Source organism: Chryseobacterium sp. SIMBA_029, from assembly GCF_046535275.1.
Taxonomy (GTDB): domain Bacteria; phylum Bacteroidota; class Bacteroidia; order Flavobacteriales; family Weeksellaceae; genus Chryseobacterium.
The window spans coordinates 109810-130348 of the sequence record NZ_JAWRXA010000012.1; the positions used below are offsets into that span (position 1 = coordinate 109810).

13 protein-coding genes are annotated in these 20539 nt (G+C 38.4%); 11 read left to right on the top strand and 2 right to left on the bottom strand.

Going from position 1 to position 20539, the window contains the following annotated elements; all coding sequences use genetic code 11:
- The first annotated feature begins 26 nt into the window (after positions 1 to 26).
- Entirely contained in the window at positions 27 to 983 is a 957-nt protein-coding gene (locus SB679_RS20095; protein WP_410704100.1) for an acetyl-CoA carboxylase carboxyltransferase subunit alpha, read from the top strand.
- A gap of 43 nt (positions 984 to 1026) precedes the next feature.
- Here the strand turns inward: SB679_RS20095 and SB679_RS20100 are convergent, their stop codons facing one another.
- Positions 1027 to 1743, bottom strand: a complete 717-nt coding sequence (locus SB679_RS20100) for a DUF6759 domain-containing protein (protein WP_410704101.1) — start codon at positions 1741 to 1743, stop codon at positions 1027 to 1029.
- Positions 1744 to 1878: 135 nt separating this feature from the next.
- Here SB679_RS20100 and tsf point away from each other — a divergent pair, with 135 nt between their 5' ends.
- The 10 genes from tsf (at position 1879) to SB679_RS20150 (ending at position 19495) form a co-directional block, all read left to right on the top strand.
- Positions 1879 to 2706: a translation elongation factor Ts gene (tsf, locus tag SB679_RS20105; protein WP_034714209.1), complete on the top strand. Its 828-nt coding sequence runs from the start codon at positions 1879 to 1881 to the stop codon at positions 2704 to 2706.
- Positions 2707 to 2892: 186 nt separating this feature from the next.
- Complete coding sequence (locus SB679_RS20110) at positions 2893 to 6240, top strand: T9SS type B sorting domain-containing protein (protein ID WP_410704102.1); 3348 nt, start codon at positions 2893 to 2895, stop codon at positions 6238 to 6240.
- Positions 6241 to 6318: 78 nt separating this feature from the next.
- Positions 6319 to 9156 carry a gliding motility-associated C-terminal domain-containing protein gene (locus SB679_RS20115; protein WP_410704103.1) on the top strand — a complete coding sequence of 946 codons (2838 nt, stop codon included), beginning with the start codon at positions 6319 to 6321 and terminating at the stop codon, positions 9154 to 9156.
- 132 nt (positions 9157 to 9288) lie between these two features.
- Positions 9289 to 12132, top strand: a complete 2844-nt coding sequence (locus SB679_RS20120; protein WP_410704104.1) for a T9SS type B sorting domain-containing protein — start codon at positions 9289 to 9291, stop codon at positions 12130 to 12132.
- 113 nt (positions 12133 to 12245) lie between these two features.
- Positions 12246 to 15644, top strand: coding sequence for a T9SS type B sorting domain-containing protein (locus SB679_RS20125; RefSeq protein ID WP_410704105.1), 3399 nt, complete (start codon positions 12246 to 12248; stop codon positions 15642 to 15644).
- Positions 15645 to 15801: 157 nt separating this feature from the next.
- On the top strand, positions 15802 to 16590 hold the full coding sequence (locus SB679_RS20130; protein ID WP_410704106.1) for a hypothetical protein: 789 nt from the start codon (positions 15802 to 15804) through the stop codon (positions 16588 to 16590).
- 199 nt (positions 16591 to 16789) lie between these two features.
- Positions 16790 to 17563, top strand: coding sequence for a DUF6759 domain-containing protein (locus SB679_RS20135; RefSeq protein WP_410704107.1), 774 nt, complete (start codon positions 16790 to 16792; stop codon positions 17561 to 17563).
- A gap of 99 nt (positions 17564 to 17662) precedes the next feature.
- Positions 17663 to 18340: a tRNA (guanosine(46)-N7)-methyltransferase TrmB gene (gene trmB, locus SB679_RS20140; protein ID WP_410704108.1), complete on the top strand. Its 678-nt coding sequence runs from the start codon at positions 17663 to 17665 to the stop codon at positions 18338 to 18340.
- Between the two features lie 17 nt (positions 18341 to 18357).
- Entirely contained in the window at positions 18358 to 19056 is a 699-nt protein-coding gene (locus SB679_RS20145) for a DUF6759 domain-containing protein (RefSeq protein WP_410704109.1), read from the top strand.
- A gap of 4 nt (positions 19057 to 19060) precedes the next feature.
- On the top strand, positions 19061 to 19495 hold the full coding sequence (locus SB679_RS20150; protein ID WP_410704110.1) for a DUF6759 domain-containing protein: 435 nt from the start codon (positions 19061 to 19063) through the stop codon (positions 19493 to 19495).
- Positions 19496 to 19600: 105 nt separating this feature from the next.
- Here the strand turns inward: SB679_RS20150 and rpsB are convergent, their stop codons facing one another.
- Positions 19601 to 20362 (bottom strand): 30S ribosomal protein S2, encoded by a 762-nt coding sequence (gene rpsB / locus SB679_RS20155; RefSeq protein WP_034714190.1) that lies wholly within the window; start codon positions 20360 to 20362, stop codon positions 19601 to 19603.
- Between the last annotated feature and the right edge of the window lie 177 nt (positions 20363 to 20539).

Here is a 20539-nt window from a genome sequence, read left to right on the forward strand (position 1 = left end):
TTGAAAGATTTAATTTACTTCAAGAAATGGAATATTTAAGTTTCGAACTTCCTATAAAAGACTTAATGGATCAATACCAGACCTGTTCTTTAGTAGGAGAAGAAAGTGGTGTTGATGTAAAATTAGCATGCAGCCAAATTGAGGATAAGATCATAGAAAAGAAGAAAGAGATCTATGGAAACCTTACGCCTTGGCAGAGAGTACAGCTATCCCGTCATCCGAATCGTCCGTATACATTGGACTATATTCATGGAATGGTGGATAAAGGCAGCTTCTTAGAACTTCACGGAGACAGAAACTTCGCAGATGATCCTGCATTGATTGGCGGTTTGGCCACTCTTGACGGTCAGAAAGTGATGATTATCGGGACCCAGAAAGGAAGAACAACTAAGGAGAGACAACACAGAAGATTTGGTATGCCAAATCCTGAAGGATACAGAAAAGCTTTACGATTGATGAAGCTTGCTGAAAAATTCAATATTCCTGTGATTACTTTGGTGGATACACCGGGAGCTTATCCTGGATTAGAAGCTGAAGAGAGAGGTCAGGGTGAAGCGATTGCAAGAAATATTTTTGAAATGGTTCAGCTTAAAACTCCAATCTTCACATACATCATCGGAGAAGGAGCCAGTGGTGGCGCTTTAGGAATCGGTGTGGGAAACAAAGTATACATGCTTGAAAATACATGGTATACTGTAATTGCCCCTGAAAGCTGTTCATCCATCTTATGGAGAAACTGGGATCATAAGGAAGATGCAGCCAATGCATTGAATCTTACCCCAGCAGATGCTTTAAGAGAGAAATTCATTGACGGAATCATCGAAGAGCCTCTTGGAGGAGCACAGTATGATCCTGAGACAACCTTCTTAAATCTGAAAAACTCTATTCTACAGAATATTAAAGCTTTTTCTAAATTTACAGGACAAGAACTCGAAACCCAGCGACAAGACAAGTTCATTGCAATGGGTCAGTTTAAAGGATAAAATAAAAAGGTTAAGAAAATTTCTTAACCTTTTTTGTTTTTTATTAATCGGCTACATTCAGCACGATTTCAATATCCTGGTCAATCCTCTTCAACGAAGAATATTTTGCATCACAGACCATGGTGGTCAAAACATATTCTCCTTTATTCACCAAAATAAAATTCTGGCCTTTTGCCGGAACCGTCAGGTTGTAAAATTTCTTACCGGTAAGCTTTACAATCAGGTTACAGCTGGATTTATTTTTAATATTCAGATACGCTTCTGTATTGGTAGGATCATTATTGAAAAGATGGGTAAGCATGGCGGCTGTTCTCTTAGCTTCTTCGCTGGGTTCACCTTTGGTATTGGAACCTGTAGCTTTTGCAGAACCAACAGAGGCATAGTTTACACTTCTTTCGGCCTTGGCAGGCGAAGAAGCGTTTGAAGCAATAGTTTTACCGCTGTTCAGCTCATTATTTTTAACAATTTTTTCAATTTTCTCTTTACTGATAGGCTTAATTGTAGGTTTGGCCTCAGGGGAATTATCCGCCATGATCATATCGATAAGCTTTCTTTTGAAATAATCTGTTTTTGCATGTCCTGGATTCTGTTTCAAAAACCCTGCAATGATTCTGGCTTCTTTTGAGCTTTCCGCATCCTGCTCGGTATAGATAATCACAGTTTCTTTTTCTATAACAGCTTTAGTTTTCGCTTTCTTCTTTTTTTGAGAAAAGCCAAGTGTGAAGATGCATACAAATAGAAGTAGAAAGATTTTTTTCATTAATTAGCTATTAAATATTAGTAGATATACAAATAACGCAAAAAGTCATTTTTTAGTTTATCATTAAAATCATTATCTTTGCCCTGCTCAAAAATAAACTAAAAAATCAATCTTAAATAAAAAAAAATAGATATTATGTCTTATACACCAGCTGCTGCAGACGTAGCAAAATTGAGAAACATTACAGGTGCAGGTATGATGGACTGCAAAAAAGCTTTAGTTGAAGCTGAAGGGGATTTCGACAAAGCAATCGACATCCTTAGAAAAAAAGGACAGAAAGTTGCTGCTAACAGAGCTGACAGAGAGTCTGCTGAAGGTGCAGTTATCGCTAGAGTAAACGAAGATAACACATTAGGAGTTATCATTTCTCTAAACTGTGAGACTGACTTCGTTGCTAAAAACGAAGCGTTCATCGAGCTAGCTTACGAATTGGCTGAGATGGCTGTTGTTGCTGCTTCTAAAGAAGAGCTTTTAGCTACTGATTTCCACGGAATGACTGTTGCTGAAAAACTTATCGAGCAAACAGGTGTTATCGGTGAAAAAATCGAGATCGGTACTTTCGAAAGATTAGACGGACCTTTCGTTGGAGCTTACATCCACGCTGGAAACAAAATCGCTGCGATCACTTCTCTTTCTGCTAAAGTAGACGGAGCTGACGAAGCTGCTAAAGCTGTTTCTATGCAGGTTGCTGCTATGAACCCTATCGCTCTTGACGAACATGCTGTTTCTCAGGAAACAATCGATAAAGAATTAGAGATCGAAAGACATAAACTTACTGAAGAAGGTAAACCTGCAAACATTATCGACAATATCTTGAAAGGTAAAATGCAGAGATTCTACAAAGACAACACTTTGGTACACCAGGATTTCATTAAAGACGCAAGTATTTCTATTGCTGATTATGTAAAATCTGTAAATGGAGACCTTAAAGTAACTGGATTTGTAAGAGCAAGCTTAGCTTAATTTCTCTTTTCAAAGAAAAATACTGATCCCGGTGAGTTTTCACCGGGATTTTTTGTGCTCATTATGAACCATTTATTACGCTAATTTTAAATATACAACAATATCGAGGTAAACGGGATTACACGGGATTTTTTATGTAAAATTTTGACTTTTAATGTTTAAATTTGCTGCCCCTTATAATAATACATGAAAAAACTTCTACTCGCTATCTGCACTTTCCTTTGTTTGTTAGTTAATGCACAATTAGATACTGAACACTGGTTTGCTCCAATGTCTGCAAGTTCTCTTCAGGGAAGCGCAGAATGTTATTTATATTTATCTACCAATGAAACGGCAGCCTTTCCCGTACAGATTTATAACAACAATACTTTATTTTCTACCGTACAGGTAAGTAAGGGCAACCCGGTACAAGTGACGATTCCTAACAATTTCATGGTGGCTTCTACACTGGCGAATCTGTTTAACCCAAGACCCATGGGATTAAATGTAAAAGGGAACAAAAAATTCTTTGCCAACTTCAGGTTTGCCGTTCCCAATCAGGCTGAAATTATAACTTCAAAAGGGCTAGCTGCCATCGGAAAAAACTTTTTCGTAGGATTAGCTCCCAATACAACCGCAAAACCATATGTGAATTCAACCATTGGTGTGATTGCAACAGAAGACAATACTACAGTAACATTATCCGGATATAATCCTAACGTGGTGTTTTCTGATGGTATTTCGGCTTCTACCAGAACTTTCACTCTTAATAAGGGGAAATCATATATCATCGAAGCACAGAGTGACCTGGCTCCAAGTAATTTAGCTGGGCTCGTAGGGGCTAAAATTGTAGCCAACAAACCTATTTCTGTAACCAACGGAAATTTCAACAGTATTTATACAACCCAAAACAACAGCAATGTAGATGTGCTTATGGATCAAGCTGTTCCTGTAGACCGTTTAGGAAAAGATTTTGTAATGGTAAAAGGAAACGGCCCGGCGAATTCAGGGATGGAAGCAGCTTTGGTCGTCGCAACCGTCAACAATACCAAACTTACTGTAAACGGAAACCTTTTGAATAATGTTACCCTGAATGCAGGACAATACTATATTGTGCAGGGTACCAACTATATCAATCAGGGGAACAGCAACTATAATATGAGTATTTCCGCTACGAATAATGTATATGTCTATCAACTTCTGGCAGGAACTTCTGGAAGTACGGTGTATGCAACGGGAGGAATGAATTTTATTCCCCCATTAAGCTGTTTTCTACCAAAGGAAATTAATGAAATTGGAATTATTAATAAAATTGGAGCTACGAGTTATGATACTAAACTTAATATCATCACCCAGGCAGGTGCGGCCGTAACATTAAACGGAAACTCAATTCCTGCTGCAAGCGGACCTTATCCTGTAACGGGAAATGCTGGCTGGGTAACGTATTCTATCCTGAATATCACAGGGAATGTAACGGTAAATTCTACAAAACCTGTAACCGCAGGAATAGCAGCCGGAAATGGTGCAGTAGGATATGGAGGATATTTTGCAGGATTTTCTTCGGTACCGGCGATTACAAAATCAGGGGATTGCTACGCCGGAATAATTCTTCAGGTAGACAGCAATTATGATGCTTATCAATGGTATTTTAATGGTGTTTCAATTCCGGGAGCGACTTCTTTTTCTATCAATCCTGAGCTCTATGGTGCCGGAACTTATACCTGTTATATAACAAAAAATAACTGTGAGTCGAGAATGACTACAGAATACGAGTATACGCTATGCCCTCCTATATCTACGACAACATATCCTATCGGTTCTTGTAATACTAAAGTAATTACTCCTGTATTTACTAATTCAACACAGACTATTGTTCCTTCTTTTACAAGTATTATTTTGCAGCCTACGAATGGAACAGCAACAGTAAATCCAACAACAGGACAGATTACGTATACTCCTAACCCAGGACTTACTGTGGATACAACGGATACATTTATCTATTACATTCAAGGGAATGGAAATCCTGCTGCATTTGAATATTTCAAAATTATCATTAATACAGATGTGCTTCAGGTAACGAATGCATCTTTATCGTCTTGTACCACCACCAACGGAAATGGAACTTTTAATCTGACTACAGCCAACGTTACTCCTGATCTGGGTACGACAGTTACTTATTTCACGAACGCCAATTTAACCGGGCAGATCGCAAATCAGGCTGCTTATACGGGACCGACAGGTATTATTTATGCCAATGTAACATCAGCTGCAGGGTGCTCTAAAACGGCTCAGATCACTTTAACGGCGAATCCTTCTCCGAACATTAACACAAGTAATTTCAACGCGGATATCTGTGATGATAATTTCGATGGAATTATCAGTGTCAACTTTGCAACTGTTACTCCTCAGATTGTTACTAATTCAGGAAACTTTACGGTTAAATATTATCTCAGCCAGGCAGATGCCACTGCAGGAAATAACAATACGCTTCCTGTGAACTGGACGTATACTGCCAATACAATCGTATATGTGAGAGTATCAGCTAACTCCGGTGACTGCCCCACTGTTTTTGGACAGATCAATTTTAAAATTGGAAATAAAATCCCATTAATCACAGGTACTGCCAACATGAATATCTGTGATAATAACCTCAACGGTTCTGAAAATGTAAATCTTAATGATTATAAGAATTTGTTCACAACAGATCCTGCTGTCATCTTATCATTCTATACAACACTAGCCAATGCACAAAGTGGAACGAACCCTATAGCAGCTACGCAGTTGCTTACTTCAGTAAGCACTTATTATATTAGATTTCAGAGCCCTGCGGGATGTCCTAATACAGCTATTTTAACGCTTACTTTAAAATTTCCAAAGAAATCTACCACACTGCACGACCATGTAATTTGTTCAAACGAACATGTGATATTAGATGCGGGTTCTGGATTCTCATCATATGCATGGAGCACCGGGGCAACTACGCAGACTATTAGTGCCGGAGCAGGAAATTATTATGTAGATTTAGGTTTTAACGGATGTGTTTACCGTCAGAATGTAAGTGTAACTACAGCTCAGGCTCCTACTATTACGAGAATAGATGTAGTAGGATCAACAGCTACCATCTATGCTACAGGAGGAACTCCTCCTTATCAATACTCTTTAAACGGAATCGATTATCAATCTTCAAATGTTTTCATAGGGCTTAGCAGAGGAATCCATAATGTGTATGTTCTGGGAGCCGACGGATGTCTTCCTGTAACGAAAGAGTTTTTAGTGATCAACCTCGTGAATGCCATTACTCCGAATGGAGATGGAATTAATGACGTTCTTAACTACTCTGACCTGAAAATAAAGCAGGATGTAAGCATAGAAGTTGCAGACCGATATGGAGCACAAGTATACAAGTCTGCTGACCGAACTTACAGCTGGGATGGAAAGGTCGCGGGAAGAAACCTTCCAACCGGAACTTATTGGTATGTAATAAAATGGATTGAGCCAGATACGAAATTACCAGTTTCATATTCAGGATGGCTTTTAATTAAAAATCGCGAATAATTTTTATGTTTTGTTTACATTTTATTAACAATATCTCAAATATTATTTTAATTTTGTAGAAATCCTAATTCCCACCACATGAAAAGATTTCTACTCAGTTTAGTATTAGTTTTTTTTACAATTAATACGCTCTTTGCACAAAGAGATACAGAGCACTGGTTTGCACCAATGGCGGCAAATGCATCTGCGCTATCCAGTCCCCAACAGGCACTATATTTTTCTACAGATTCGTTAACACCTTTTCCGGTGGAGATCTATAGTGATGGTGTATTGCTGGGAACAGTCACCATTACTAAGGGTGACCCTAAAGTATTTCCAATTCCTACCACAAACATGATCACTTCGACAAGCAGTGAAAAGTTTACATCAGTAGGCAAAGGACTTTATACCAAGGGGGCAAAACCTTATTTTGTCAACTTCAGATTCAGTGTTTCAAGCCACGGAGAAATATTAACATCCAAAGGGAAAGCCGGAATTGGAAAGAAATTTTATGCTGCGGCAACTCCAATGACAGGTCAAACCCTTACTTACCTGAATTTTACGGCGGGAATTCTGGCAACAGAAGATAATACAACGGTAACCGTTTCAGGATACGATCCAGGTGTTCAGTTTTCTAATGGTACTACCGGGGTCTCCAACCCTACCATGACCTTTACTCTTAATAAGGGCAAAGCCTATATTATTGAGGGATTGCAAAATAATGGCACCAATGCTACCGGTTTTATCGGTGCAAAAATAGAAGCTGATAAGCCGATCTCCGTAACCAACGGAAACTTTAACGGACAATTTGCCCTTCCACAAATTAACGGAAGTGGTTCAGATATCGTGATGGACCAGTCTGTACCTACAGACCGATTAGGAAATGAATTTGTTCTTGTAAAAGGAAACGGACTGATTACCGACGGTGTAGAAGATGCACTGATAATTGCAACAGAAAATAATACGGAAGTCTATGTAAATGGCGGAGGTATTGCTACTACCCTTAATGAAGGACAATGGTACCGCGTAAGTGCAGGTCCTAATGGCACATTTGTGAATAAATACATTGATCAAGGAAATGGGCATTACAATATGCACATCAAAACAACGAAAAATGTATATGTATACCAGCTTTTGGCGGGTATCGACAATTATACCGCCACAGAAGGGTATAACTATGTTCCCCCTTTGAACTGCTTCCTGCCAAGGAAGATTGATGAAATTGCAATGGTAAATATTTTACCGCCTACCACCAATACTGTAAAATTAAATATCCTTACCGAAGCAGGAGCTACGGTTATGGTAAATACTGCTCCGCTGCCTGCAGCCCAGGGACCATATCCTGTTACAGGAACTACTGCATGGGTATCTTATTCTGTTCCTAATATAACAGGAAATGTTACCGTTACCTCTACAAAAGCAGTTACTGCAGGAATCGCAGGAGGAAGTGGCGCCGTAGGATACGGTGGCTACTTTGCAGGATTCTCTTCGATTCCCGTTATTGCAAAACAAACCGGAGAATGTGTTCCCGGTATTATCCTTGAAGTGGATGACAGCTACGAAACATACCAATGGTATCTGAACGGAACGGTTATCACGGGAGCTGTAAGCAATACCTTCACTCCGACACAAGCTGGAAACTATACGGTAAAAGTAACGATGGGAAGCTGCCCTCCGGTTACGACACCAATCTATAAAGTGTTCACCTGCTTAAAACAGACTACACAAACATTGAATGCATGTTCTACCAAAGTGATTACAGCAGCATTTACATCATCTTCACAAACTCCGGTTCCGGGTACACTGGTTATTGTTACGCCACCTACTCACGGAACTGCAACTCTTAACTCAAACGGAACCATTACTTACGTTCCTACTCCAGGATATCTGGGACCTGACAAGATTGTTTACAAATTCTGCGGAAATGCCACTGAATTTATAGACTGCGAACAGATTACATTAAATCTTACCGTTGTTCCTTTCGTGGTAACAGATGTATCTATCACAGCCTGTCAATATGATGTAGATCCTTATGCTTATTTTGATCTTACAACGGCCAATGTTACCACTTACAATCCGGTAGCGAAAAAGTATTACCGCACACTAGCAGATCTTCTTGCCGGTGCCAATGAAATTACTAATCCTGCAGCCTATCCTTCAACAGGTGGTACAGTGTATGTAAAAGTAACGACCAATGAAGGATGTACAGCAAATGCTAAAATTACCCTTACTGCACTTCCGATTAAGAAATCTCCTGTTTTAGTTGATAAATATATTTGTATTGACAGCAAAACAAATCTTGACGCTGGTCCAGGTTACGATTCTTACCGATGGAATACCGGAGCAACAACATCAGTTATTAATGATTTACCAGTAGGTGAATATTGGGTAATGCTTGGGAAAAACGGATGCTTCCTGAAGCAAATCGTAAGAATAAAAAAGGCAGATGATCCGGTAATCACTCAAATTGAAATCTCTAACAATACGGCAACAGTAATTGTAAATGGCGGAAAACCACCTTATAAATATTCTGTAGACGGAACTTCTGCATGGCAGGATTCCAATGTATTCACCGGTCTTTCAAGAGGTCAGCATACATTCTATGTGAAAGACGCTTACGATTGTACTCCTGTTTCTGTTGAAATTACAGTTCCTAATTTATTAAATGCCATTACTCCAAATGGTGATAATAAAAATGACTATATAGATTACAGCGAATTATCTTATAAAGAAAACCTTAGTTTCGTAGTATACGACAGATATGGTAATAAGATATTTACCGGAGATAAGTTCAATAACTACAAATGGGACGGAAAACATTATGACAAAAAACTCATTACCGGAACCTATTGGTATCATATTAACTGGAATGAGCCTAATAAAGCAAAAACTCCAATAAAATATACAGGTTGGATTCTTGTAAAAAACAGAGAATAAATAACAACTCAATAGTAAACCACGATTTTAAAATCGTGGTTTTTTTTATTATTTCAATACTCTTTTTTTATAATTATTTTCAATTCATATTAATTATTCTATTATTTTTGCAAAAATCCCAATTCCTTTTAAATGAAAAAATTTTTACTCACATTGGCATTGATTGTCTCGGCAATTAATGTCCTCTTTGCACAAAGAGACACTGATCATTGGTTTGCTCCCATGTCAGCCAGATCAACAAATCTTATCAGCCCACAGCAGGCTTTATACTTTTCCACAGATTCCCTTACTCCTTTTCCGGTAAGCATCTACAGCAACAATACTGTAATTGGAACTGTAACGATCAGTAAAGGAAATCCACAGACTTTTACCATTCCATTGACGAATATGATCGCCAGTAATACCGGTGAACTTTTTACACCCGGAACGAAAGGACTGTATACGAAAGGAGCAAAACCCTATTTTGCAACCTTTAGATTCTCCGTAAGCAGCCACGGTGAAATCTTAACCTCTAAAGGAAAAGCAGGAATCGGTACAAAATTTTATGCCGTCGTATCCCCTATCCTGAATCCTATTAATGCATTAAATTTTACAACGGGTATTTTAGCTACAGAGGATAATACTACGGTGACGGTCTCAAACTATTCTCCTGATGTAGTATTTACCAATGGCTGGACCGGCGTTACAAATCCTACACTGACTTTCACACTAAATAAAGGACAGTCTTATATTATTGAAGGAACCGGAGATCAGTTAGGAAATAAAGAAGGCTTTATCGGGGCAAAAATAGTTTCCGACAAACCAATTTCTGTTACGAACGGAAACTTTAACGGTCAGTTTGCTATTATCCCAGCCGGTGGTTTTTTCGATGGAGCTGATATTGTAATGGACCAGTCGGTACCTACAGACAGGCTTGGCAATGAATTCGTTGTTGTAAAAGGAAACGGAGACATCAGTCAACGAATGGAAGATGCCCTGATCGTAGCAACGGAAGATGGTACGCAGGTATTTATCAACAATTCTACCACTCCGGTCATCACTCTGAATGAGGGACAAAACTACAGGGTCAATAAAGATCTCAACACCAATTATATCAACCAGGGGAATAACCACTATAACATGTACATTAAGACTTCTAAAAATGTCTATGTATATCAATTATTAGCAGGGGTTGCGACTAGTAATGCAACCATTGGTTTTAATTATATTCCACCTTTGAACTGCTATCTTCCAAGAAAAATTGACGAAATAGGAATGATTAATATCCTTCCCCCAACAGTCAATATTATAAAATTAAATATCCTTACCGAAACCGGAGCGACAGTTACAGTCAACGGAATACAGCCTCCTGCTGCACAAGGCCCTTATTCTGTAACAGGAACAACTAACTGGGTATCATACTCCGTACCCAATGTTACCGGAAATGTAACGATTACTTCTACAAAAGCTGTAACTGCCGGTATATCCGGAGGAAGTGGTGTAGTGGGATATGGTGGATACTTCGCCGGATTCTCGTCCATTCCTGTTATCGCAAAACAAACGGGAGACTGTATTCCAGGAATCATCCTTGAAGTAGATGACAGTTTTGAATCTTACCAATGGTTTAGAGATAATACTTCTATCCCCGGTGCTACAAATAATACGTATACCCCAACACAATCAGGAAATTATACGGTGAAAATTACAGTAGGAACATGCCCACCGATATTTACTCCGGTGTATAAAGTATTTACATGTCTTCAGGAAACCATTAAAAATGAGACAGTGTGCGATGGCGTTAAAATGATCGTACCGGAATTCACTACCTCTACCCAGGTTGTGGTGCCTGGTACTGTAACCATTGTGACTCCACCTGCTAACGGAACTGCAACTATAGATCCAACTACAGGAGTAATAAGCTACGCACCTACTTTCGGATATCTGGGGCCAGACAAAATAGTTTACAGATTCTGTGGAAATAACCCTGATTTTACCGATTGTGAGGAAATAACGTTGAACTTAACCATATCTGAAAGCCCTATTGTAACAAATGCAATTTTAAGATCCTGCTTCATAGAAGCTAATCCTGCTACGGCTTTATTCAATCTTATTAACGCTACCGTTAGCGGGCAACCAGGGGTCACCAAAAAATACTACCCGTCTCCTACTGATGCCATCAACGGAACCAATGAGATTACAAATCCGGCAGCCTACGTTGCACCCAACGGAGTTGCTTACGTAAAGGTATCGAATGCAAATGGCTGTTACAGAATAGCAGAAGTAACCCTGATTGTATTACCACCGGTAAAATCAGCTGTTTTGGTTGATAAAATCATCTGTATTGAAGACAAAACAACTCTGGATGCAGGACCTGGATTTAACGGCTATGAATGGAGCACAGGAGCTACCACTCAATCGATCAATAATGTAGGAGTAGGAACTTATTGGGTAAAGCTGAAAACAGGCGCATGTATCACGACACAGACCGTGAAAGTGTACGCTTCGGAGCAGCCTGTAGTTTCAACAATTGATATTGCAGGAAATACGATTACGGTGTATGCCGTAGGTGGTACGGCTCCGTACCAATACTCTCTGGATAATATCAATTGGCAGACCTCTAACATTTTCACTGATGTAGCAAGAGGTAACGCTATTGTATATGTAAAAGATGCTTACGATTGTGAACCTATACAGGTAGAAGTTACCATTCCTAATCTGATCAATGTAATTACTCCAAATGATGACGGAGTAAATGATGCCATAGATTATTCTGCATTAGCTCACAAAAACAATCTGGTATTTAATATTTTCGACCGCTATGGAAGTAAAATTCATCAGGGAGATAAATCTACCGGATACAAATGGAACGGAACGACTAATGGAAGCAGAAGAGTTCCTACCGGAAATTACTGGTATGAAATCGGTTGGACTGAGCCTAACAGCAAGCAGACAGCGATAAAATATACGGGCTGGATCTTAGTTAAAAACAGACAGTAATTTATTCAAAATAAACTTCTTTAAGCCACGATTTTAAAATCGTGGCTTTTTTATTACTTTTTCAACTAATTAATACATTTTATTATTAAATTTGTGACAAATGCCAGTACTGAATGAAGAAAATTCTATCTTTTTTACTTATATTTTATATTTTCACGTCTGCTTTTGCACAATTAGACAGGGAACATTGGTTTGCCCCTATGGTAGACAGGACAGGTAATCCAAATCCTTATCAGAAATTATACCTATCTACCAATAGAACTACTCCTTTTCCGGTAAGCATTTACAATAATAATGTGTTGATCGGAACCATCAACATAAGCAAGAATAACCCTCAAAAATTTGATGTTCTCCGGGAATATATTATTACGACTCTTCAGACAGATCTGTTTACACCCACCACAAAAGGGTTGTATCTGAAAGCAGACTTTCCCTTTTATGCCAACTTAAGATTTTCAGTTTTCAATCACGCTGAGATTATTACTTCTAAAGGAATACCTTCCACCGGAAAAAACTTTTATGCAGCCAATGCTCCTATAACCGTCAGTAATCTGATTCTTAATTTCATGACGAGTGTACTGGCCACTGAAGACAATACAACGGTTACCGTATCAGGATATAAGCCCACGGTTCAGTTTTCTAACGGGACCACTGGAGCAACCAATCCCACCATGACTTTCAGTTTAAATAAAGGTCAATCCTATATCATTGACGGCAGCGGAACTATTGCCGGAAATTATGACGGATTTATCGGGGCAAAAATTACCTCTAATAAACCTGTCAACATTACCAATGGAAACTTTAACGGACAATATGCAGGAAATTATCCTTCAAGCTCAGACATTTTAATGGACCAGGCGGTTCCTGTGGAAAGATTGGGAAGTGAATTCGCCCTTGTAAAAGGCAATGGAAGCATCGGAGCCAATATGGAAGGTGCGCTTATCATCGCAACAGAAGACAATACCCAGATTTTTTTAAATAATGAAATTCCACCTATCGCCACCCTTAATACAGGACAGTATTACGTAGTTCCGGATACAAAATATCAGCTTCAGGGAGGAGGACATTATAATTTATATATTAGAACTACAAAAAACGCCTATGTCTATCAGGTTCTCGCCGGAGACTCCGCTACTGGTAATGAAGTAGCTACCGGAGGATTTAACTTTATCCCTGCACTCAACTGTTATCTTCCAAAACAGATTAACGAACTGGGCTTCATTGATGAAAACTTTGTTCATTCCAATAATAATCCTTCGGGAATTCTTAATATTCCAACCAAACTTAATCTTATAACCCAAAGAGGCGCTGTGGTTACTGTTAACGGATCTACCCCGCTTCCAGCAACAGGTCCATATGATATGACCGGAACAACGAACTGGGTAACCTATGGAATCCCCAATGTAACCGGGACGATTACTGTAGTTTCAGACAAGGCTATTACAGCAGGAATCAATGCAGGAAGTGATGCTGTAGGGTATGGCGGATTTTTTGCCGGATTTCCAACACAGCCAGTTATTTTAAAATCCGGAGGAGACTGTGTTCCCGGAATTGTACTGACAGTAGATCCTATTATTTATGACAGTTATCAATGGTATAGAAACGGAAATCTGATTCCCGGAGCGATCAATCCATCTTATACTCCTGTAGAATCAGGGTTTTATACATGCTCTGTAACTATGGGCAGTTGTGCACCATTGGTGACTGAACAATTTAAAGTACTGAACTGTATGAAACAGACGACTACAGTTTACAGTCTTTGTACTTCACAAACCATAACCCCTACATTCAGCAGCTCTACGCAGACTCCTGTTCCCGCTACCGTTGCTATTGTTACGGCTCCCACTCTGGGAACGGCAACGATAAATCCCGTAACCGGAATCATCACCTATACGGTTAATACTCCGGGAACAACAGGAACAGATACTTTTACGTATACATTCTGCGGAAACGATCCCATTTTTACCGATTGCGAAACGGTGACCGTAACCATCAATGTTCAGGCTTTGATAGTCAACAATGCCACATTACATGCCTGTAACATCAACGGACAAGGAACATTTAACCTCACTACAGCCAGCATTACGAATAATTCACCGGTCACCATTACCTATTATCCTACTCTTGCTGATGCACAGACGGAAAACCCCGCTGCTCTTATTACTTCCGCCAATGCATATACTGCCCCCGACGGAACGATTGTGTATGCTGTGGTAAAAAATAATATAGGTTGTAAGAGCATTGCCCAGATTACCCTCAGCCTGTACAATCTTGCTATTGTTCTGGACAACTATACCGGTGTTTTCTGCGATGATAATTTTGATGGAACTGTTACGGTGTTATTATCTAACATTACTCCTTTTGTTCTTAATAATCCAGGCTATTTTACCAATGTAAGATACTATGCAAGTTTGGCAGACGCCAATGCAGGAAATACCAATACGCTTCCCAATAGCTGGAGCTATACCGCAGCAACCACCATTTATATAAGAGTGGATTCACCTGATGGCTGCGCAACCGTTGTTAAACCTTTACAATTTACCATCGGAGCAAAGATACCTTTGATAAAAAAACTGGCCACAATAAGCTTATGCGATGAAGATCTGGATGGAACAAAACTGATTAACCTGGGAGCATACATCCCTCAGTTTACAACAGACCCGAATGTTCTCTACACCTTCTATGCAACCCAGGCAGATGCTCAGAATAATGTAAGCCCTATCACCGGAACGGTAAGTGTTACCGGAACTCAAACTTTTTATATCAGATTTGAAAAAGCCGGTGTCTGTCCCGAAATAGGTTCAATTACTATTATTATTAAAGCGCCTAAGAAATCTGACATTCTCGTAGATCAGATCATTTGTGCCAAGGCCAAAACAACTCTGGATGCAGGTCCCGGATTCGAAAGTTATCTATGGAGCACGGGAGCTACTTCTTCTTCTATCTCTAATGTTGGCGTTGGAAATTATTGGGTAGATCTTACATTCAATGGTTGTGTGTACAGACAATATGTTAACGTTATAGAATCTCCGGTTCCTTTAATCACCTCAATAGAAATCAACGGTTCTACGGTAACGATTGGTGTCAACGGAGGCACGCCGCCTTATGAATATTCTTTAGACGGAATCACATGGCAGAATTCCAATGTTTTCACCAATGTAGCAACAGGCAGCCACATCATTCATGTAAGAGATGCTAAAAGATGTGATGAAACCACAAGACCTTTTGTGATTATTAACCTTATCAATACCATTACTCCAAATGGAGACGGATACAATGATGACATCGACTATTCTGCTCTAATGACCAATAATAACCTTGAGTTTAGAATCTTCGACCGATATGGCGCGGAAGTTTTTAGAGGAAGCCCCACCAACCGCTATACCTGGAACGGAACCATGGGCGGAAGGCCTGTATCTACTGCTACCTACTGGTATTTTATCAGCTGGACAGAGTATGGCTCTACCACCCCTGTGAAGTATACCAGCTGGCTTCTGGTAAAACACAGATAAATACTCTCTGAAGGAATGATTTTTGCATCTTTTGCATTAAAAAGAAATTTATAACATTCATTAACAGTTTTACCGTAAAGTTTAATATAATTTTAACCAGTTTTCCTTACTTACCCGGTATAAATTGTTGTATTTCTACGTAATTTTGCCCCATTATATGAAGAAGCTAATTACTCTAGTGCTGTTGGTTTTTTTGGTGAAAATCAGCGCGCAAACATACTCCGGAGAGGTATTTCTAAGGGACAATTCTGTTTTATATCTCAACCAGGTATATGTCACTAATCTAAATACCCAGAAAACCGTCCTTACCGATTACAATGGAGATTTTAATATCCCTGCAAATCCAGGAGATGTTGTCAGATTTACCTCCATCGTTACCGAAAGAAAAGATGTAAAGCTTACCCCTCAAATGTTTGGACAGAAAAATCTAACTGAATTAAAAGTAGCCTATTATGAAATTCAGGAAATTGTCATCAACCGGTTTAAGCCTACAGGAAACTTGCGGTATGACGTAAACTCCTTAAGAAAAGAAGATAAAGCACTCGCATTAAAAAAGGTGATTGGATTGCCGGAACCTAAAGGAAACGGATTACCTCCGGAACTTCCGATTGCAGGGTTAAGAGACGGAGGTCTTACCTTCAGTCTGGAAAGCATTTATGATATGCTTTCGGGAGAAAGAAAGAAAAAACAACGGTATGTTGCTTATGAAAGAATGAGCAGCTCTGTAACCGATATTAAAAATTACCTTGGAAAAGATTATTTCCTGAGACTTAAAATCCCTGAAAACCTAATTGATAATTTCCTTCAGTTTGTGTATACTTCAGAGAATATTCAGCCATACATATTGGCCGGTAATTATGAAGCTATAAAAATTCCAATTGAAAAATACATGCCTATCTACCAGAAAAGGCTTAAGAATTCTCACCTTCAGGAAGTTATCAATTAAAATCATCACTATGATATTTAAAAAAATGTATAGTATAATAATTTTATAGTATACATTTTTTTTTGTTCATAAATATGCTTAAATTTATGTCACAATCACGTGTTTAAAATAAAAATAATATTATTCCGTTATTCTTTTTAAAGACTAATTGCATAGAACACAAATTAAGAAAAGCCAATTTTCAATTTAATATTTATTAATGAAAAAGTTAATTTTATTCCTTAGTTTGATTCTCTCCTTCACCATGTCTGCCCAGAAAAAAGGGAAAGACTACAGCAATATATTGAAAAGTAAAAGTATTTACGAAATCAATGCCTTTTTAAGGGATGCTCACCCGGATGATCCCCGACGATCCGTTTTAAAACCCAGAGTCATGGAAATGATGAAGGAATACATCAAGAATGCTCATCCTGCGGATCAAAAAGTAAAGGATATGCAGGAAATGCTCGCCATGCTCAGAAGAAGGCCATCTACCAAAATCAGTTTTGATGAAATGAATGCAATCATCAAGCAAAAACAAATCGCCAAATACAAAGCCGAGCTCGCCGCAAAACAATCCACCGTAGTTTATACACCAAGCAACGCTCAAAATGCATTTGTCGTAAATCCCAATGCCAATTCTGCGGTACCTGATGCAGAAGCAGAGGAATTTAATATGCTGATGGCCGTCTCCCCTGTTGAGCATAAAAATAAAACCGTAAAAATATTGAATTCCCTGTTTGATAATGATCCTATGAGCAAAGAATGCATTGTCCTCATTGAAAACAAATCGGACTGTAATATTATCGTAAGAATGGAAAGTGTAGGTACCATCAAATACAGACTCGCCGTTCCTGCTCATAATGAAAGTTCAATCGTAATAGAAAAGGGAAGCTATCTCTTTACCAGTCTTGTGTGCGGTGCTCAATATGCCTCCCAAAAAACAATTGAAAGACCCATTATGGTTTCTTTAGGAAGTTCTGTGGCAAAGTAATTCATAAAATGAATATAATCACTTCCGCCTTTTTTATCTGAAAAAGGCAATGTATTGTATGTAAATTTCACTATTTTTGCGGGATTTTCATATAAACTCATGGGTAAAAATAAATTAGCAAGATTCACAGAAAACAAAATATTACCGAACGTAATCCAACCTACAAGAGAGGAAGCTTTACAAGGTTTTGAACTTAAAGGAAAATGGAGAACAAATTTCTTTAAAAATGATAATCCCATTGTTCTTGAACTGGGGTGCGGAAAAGGAGAATATTCAGTAGGACTTGCAAAAACATTCCCGGAAAAAAACTTTATCGGCATCGATATTAAAGGAGCAAGATTCTGGTTTGGAGCTAAAGAAGCTGTAGAAAACAACATGACTAATGTTGCCTTTCTGAGGAGCCAGATTGAGCTTGTAGATTATTTTTTTGCCGAAAATGAAGTAGATGAAATCTGGATTACCTTTCCAGATCCACAAATCAAATACAGACGTACAAAACACAGATTAACGCATCCTGACTTTTTAGAACGCTACAAAAAATTCCTGAAACCGGGTGGAATTATCCACTTAAAAACGGATTCAGAATTCCTGCATGGCTACACCCTTGGATATTTACAAGGTGCTGGCTATGAAATCATTTCAGCACATCATGATATTTATGGTGCCCCTGAATATGATCCGAATACAGAACACTTAAGAGATATAAAGACATATTACGAAGAGTTGTTCTCGGCCAAAGGAAAAACAATAACTTATATAAAATTCCGGATAAGCTGATGAAATAAAACAAATTGATGAAAAAAAAATTTTTAACGACCTTCCTCTTTATTTTCCTTGTCCCCGTTTTAACTCCCGCACAGAAAAAAAACAAAGACATCCTGAAAAGCACAAATACCAAGGAAATTGAAGAGTACCTCAAAAATGCACATCCCGAAGATCCCAAACGGAGTGTGCTGAAGCCTAAGCTTATTGCTTTAAAGAATGCTGAATGGACAAAAGGTGCACAGACCGCCAAACCCATGGAAGCCAGGCCTGTTATCACTGATATTCCCAACAGATTTATGAGGAATTCCAGTTCTGATGATGCGGAAGAATTCAAAAAATTGATTGCAGAAAACTCTGATCAGCATAAAGATAAAACGGTTAAACTTCTGAACGCTATGTTTGATGAAGATATTACCCGGAAAGAAGCCGTACTCCTGTTCAGGAATAATTCCGACTGCAATATTATCTTAAGAATTGAAGGAAAAGACTTCTACAACCTTGCCGTTCCTGCTCATGGTGAGAACTTTATCGTTCTCAACAAAGGCTCCTATAGCCTGAACAGCAATGTCTGTGATGTAAAATATGCTTCAAATAAAGATATAAAAAAAAGTATATTTGTAGTGATTGATAATCCCGGCACTCATAAGTCTGAGGAAAAGAAAGATCCGGTACAAGATCAAAAAGAACCGGCAAAGGAAAAACCTGTAAAAAAGAAAAGATCAAAATAACTGTATGAAAAAGCTGTTTATTTTCTCCGGCATATCTTGCATCCTGATAAGCTGTAATGCAAATTACGGCACTTATCCTATAAGAACTACCTATCCTTCCCGTTCAGGAAGCGCTGTCAACAATACGGACAGTGAATACAACGAACTTATTAAGACCTATAAGCCAGAGACTGCAGAAGTACTGAATGATCTTCTCAATTCCGATTCACCGGGTAATCCAAAGACTTCTATCTCCGTGGAGAATAAATCATCCTGCAATATGGTTCTTACCGTAAGCGGAAATAATTTCTTTAAAAAAATCCCCATCGCTGTTGGTAAAATAGGCTATACCATGGTTCCTAAAAACCAGAACTACAAACTGTCCGCCATGGTGTGCAGATCTCCTTATCAGAGTACCCAATTTATATCCAGCTCCTATTCTATAAAGCTGAGTCAGTAAACAATGCAATAACAGGAATTATTCATTTTTGTTTCTATACAATATTCAAAAAAAAAACGCTGGACAGAATCCAGCGTTTTTTCTATATAAAAGAAAATCTTTTAATTATTCAGCATCGAAATCAGCATCTGTTTCAGCAGATACTTTTTCTCCTTCTTCTTTAGATTTTTCTTTATCAGCTTTTCTTTGAGACTGCCCTTCTTTGATAGAATCAGAAACTACGTTTAAGATCATATCGATAGATTTAGAAGCATCATCGTTTCCAGGGATAACGAAGTCAACTTTTCTAGGGTCAGAGTTTGTATCAACAATACCGAAAACTGGAATACCTAATTTCTTAGCTTCAGTTACAGCGATGTGTTCTCTCATGATATCTACAACGAAGATTGCAGAAGGAAGACGAACCATGTCAGAGATAGAACCTAAGTTTTTCTCTAAGTTAGCTCTTTGTCTGTCAACCTGAAGTCTTTCTTTTTTAGATAAAGTTTCGAACGTACCGTCTTTTTTCATTTTGTCGATATGGTTCATTTTCTTAACAGCCTTTCTGATTGTAACAAAGTTTGTTAACATACCTCCTGGCCATCTTTCTGTAATATAAGGCATATTAAGTTCAGAAGCGTGTTTTGCAACTACTTCTTTTGCTTGCTTCTTAGTAGCAACAAATAGAACTTTTTTACCTGCAGAAGTTAATTTTTCTAAAGCGCTACAAGCTTCATCCAATTTAACTGCTGTTTTATGTAAGTCTACAATGTGAATACCATTTTTCTCCATAAAAATGTATGGAGCCATATTTGGGTTCCACTTTCTAGTCATGTGACCGAAGTGTACGCCAGCCTCTAAAAGGTCTTTTACATTTGCTTTTGCCATGTTTTCTGTTTTTGTTAGTTTACTTTCCGCTTCTTATGCAATCAACAACTTCTTTAGATGGGAGAAGTGTTTGGATGCTAAACGTAACGGGCAATTTTTTGTTTTGATAAATAGATTTTAGATATAAGATAACAGACAGAAAAAATTCTGAAATCTGAAACCCAGTACCTGAAGTCT

What these genes read in the sequence shown, in the direction of transcription:
- trmB (WP_410704108.1), top strand. Translation starts at nt 17,663, where the DNA reads ATGGGTAAAAATAAATTAGCAAGATTCACAGAAAACAAAATATTACCG.
- SB679_RS20145 (WP_410704109.1), top strand. Translation starts at nt 18,358, where the DNA reads ATGAAAAAAAAATTTTTAACGACCTTCCTCTTTATTTTCCTTGTCCCC.
- SB679_RS20100 (WP_410704101.1), bottom strand. Translation starts at nt 1,743, where the DNA reads ATGAAAAAAATCTTTCTACTTCTATTTGTATGCATCTTCACACTTGGC.
- SB679_RS20135 (WP_410704107.1), top strand. Translation starts at nt 16,790, where the DNA reads ATGAAAAAGTTAATTTTATTCCTTAGTTTGATTCTCTCCTTCACCATG.
- tsf (WP_034714209.1), top strand. Translation starts at nt 1,879, where the DNA reads ATGTCTTATACACCAGCTGCTGCAGACGTAGCAAAATTGAGAAACATT.
- SB679_RS20150 (WP_410704110.1), top strand. Translation starts at nt 19,061, where the DNA reads ATGAAAAAGCTGTTTATTTTCTCCGGCATATCTTGCATCCTGATAAGC.
- SB679_RS20125 (WP_410704105.1), top strand. Translation starts at nt 12,246, where the DNA reads ATGAAGAAAATTCTATCTTTTTTACTTATATTTTATATTTTCACGTCT.
- rpsB (WP_034714190.1), bottom strand. Translation starts at nt 20,362, where the DNA reads ATGGCAAAAGCAAATGTAAAAGACCTTTTAGAGGCTGGCGTACACTTC.
- SB679_RS20120 (WP_410704104.1), top strand. Translation starts at nt 9,289, where the DNA reads ATGAAAAAATTTTTACTCACATTGGCATTGATTGTCTCGGCAATTAAT.
- SB679_RS20110 (WP_410704102.1), top strand. Translation starts at nt 2,893, where the DNA reads ATGAAAAAACTTCTACTCGCTATCTGCACTTTCCTTTGTTTGTTAGTT.
- SB679_RS20115 (WP_410704103.1), top strand. Translation starts at nt 6,319, where the DNA reads ATGAAAAGATTTCTACTCAGTTTAGTATTAGTTTTTTTTACAATTAAT.
- SB679_RS20095 (WP_410704100.1), top strand. Translation starts at nt 27, where the DNA reads ATGGAATATTTAAGTTTCGAACTTCCTATAAAAGACTTAATGGATCAA.
- SB679_RS20130 (WP_410704106.1), top strand. Translation starts at nt 15,802, where the DNA reads ATGAAGAAGCTAATTACTCTAGTGCTGTTGGTTTTTTTGGTGAAAATC.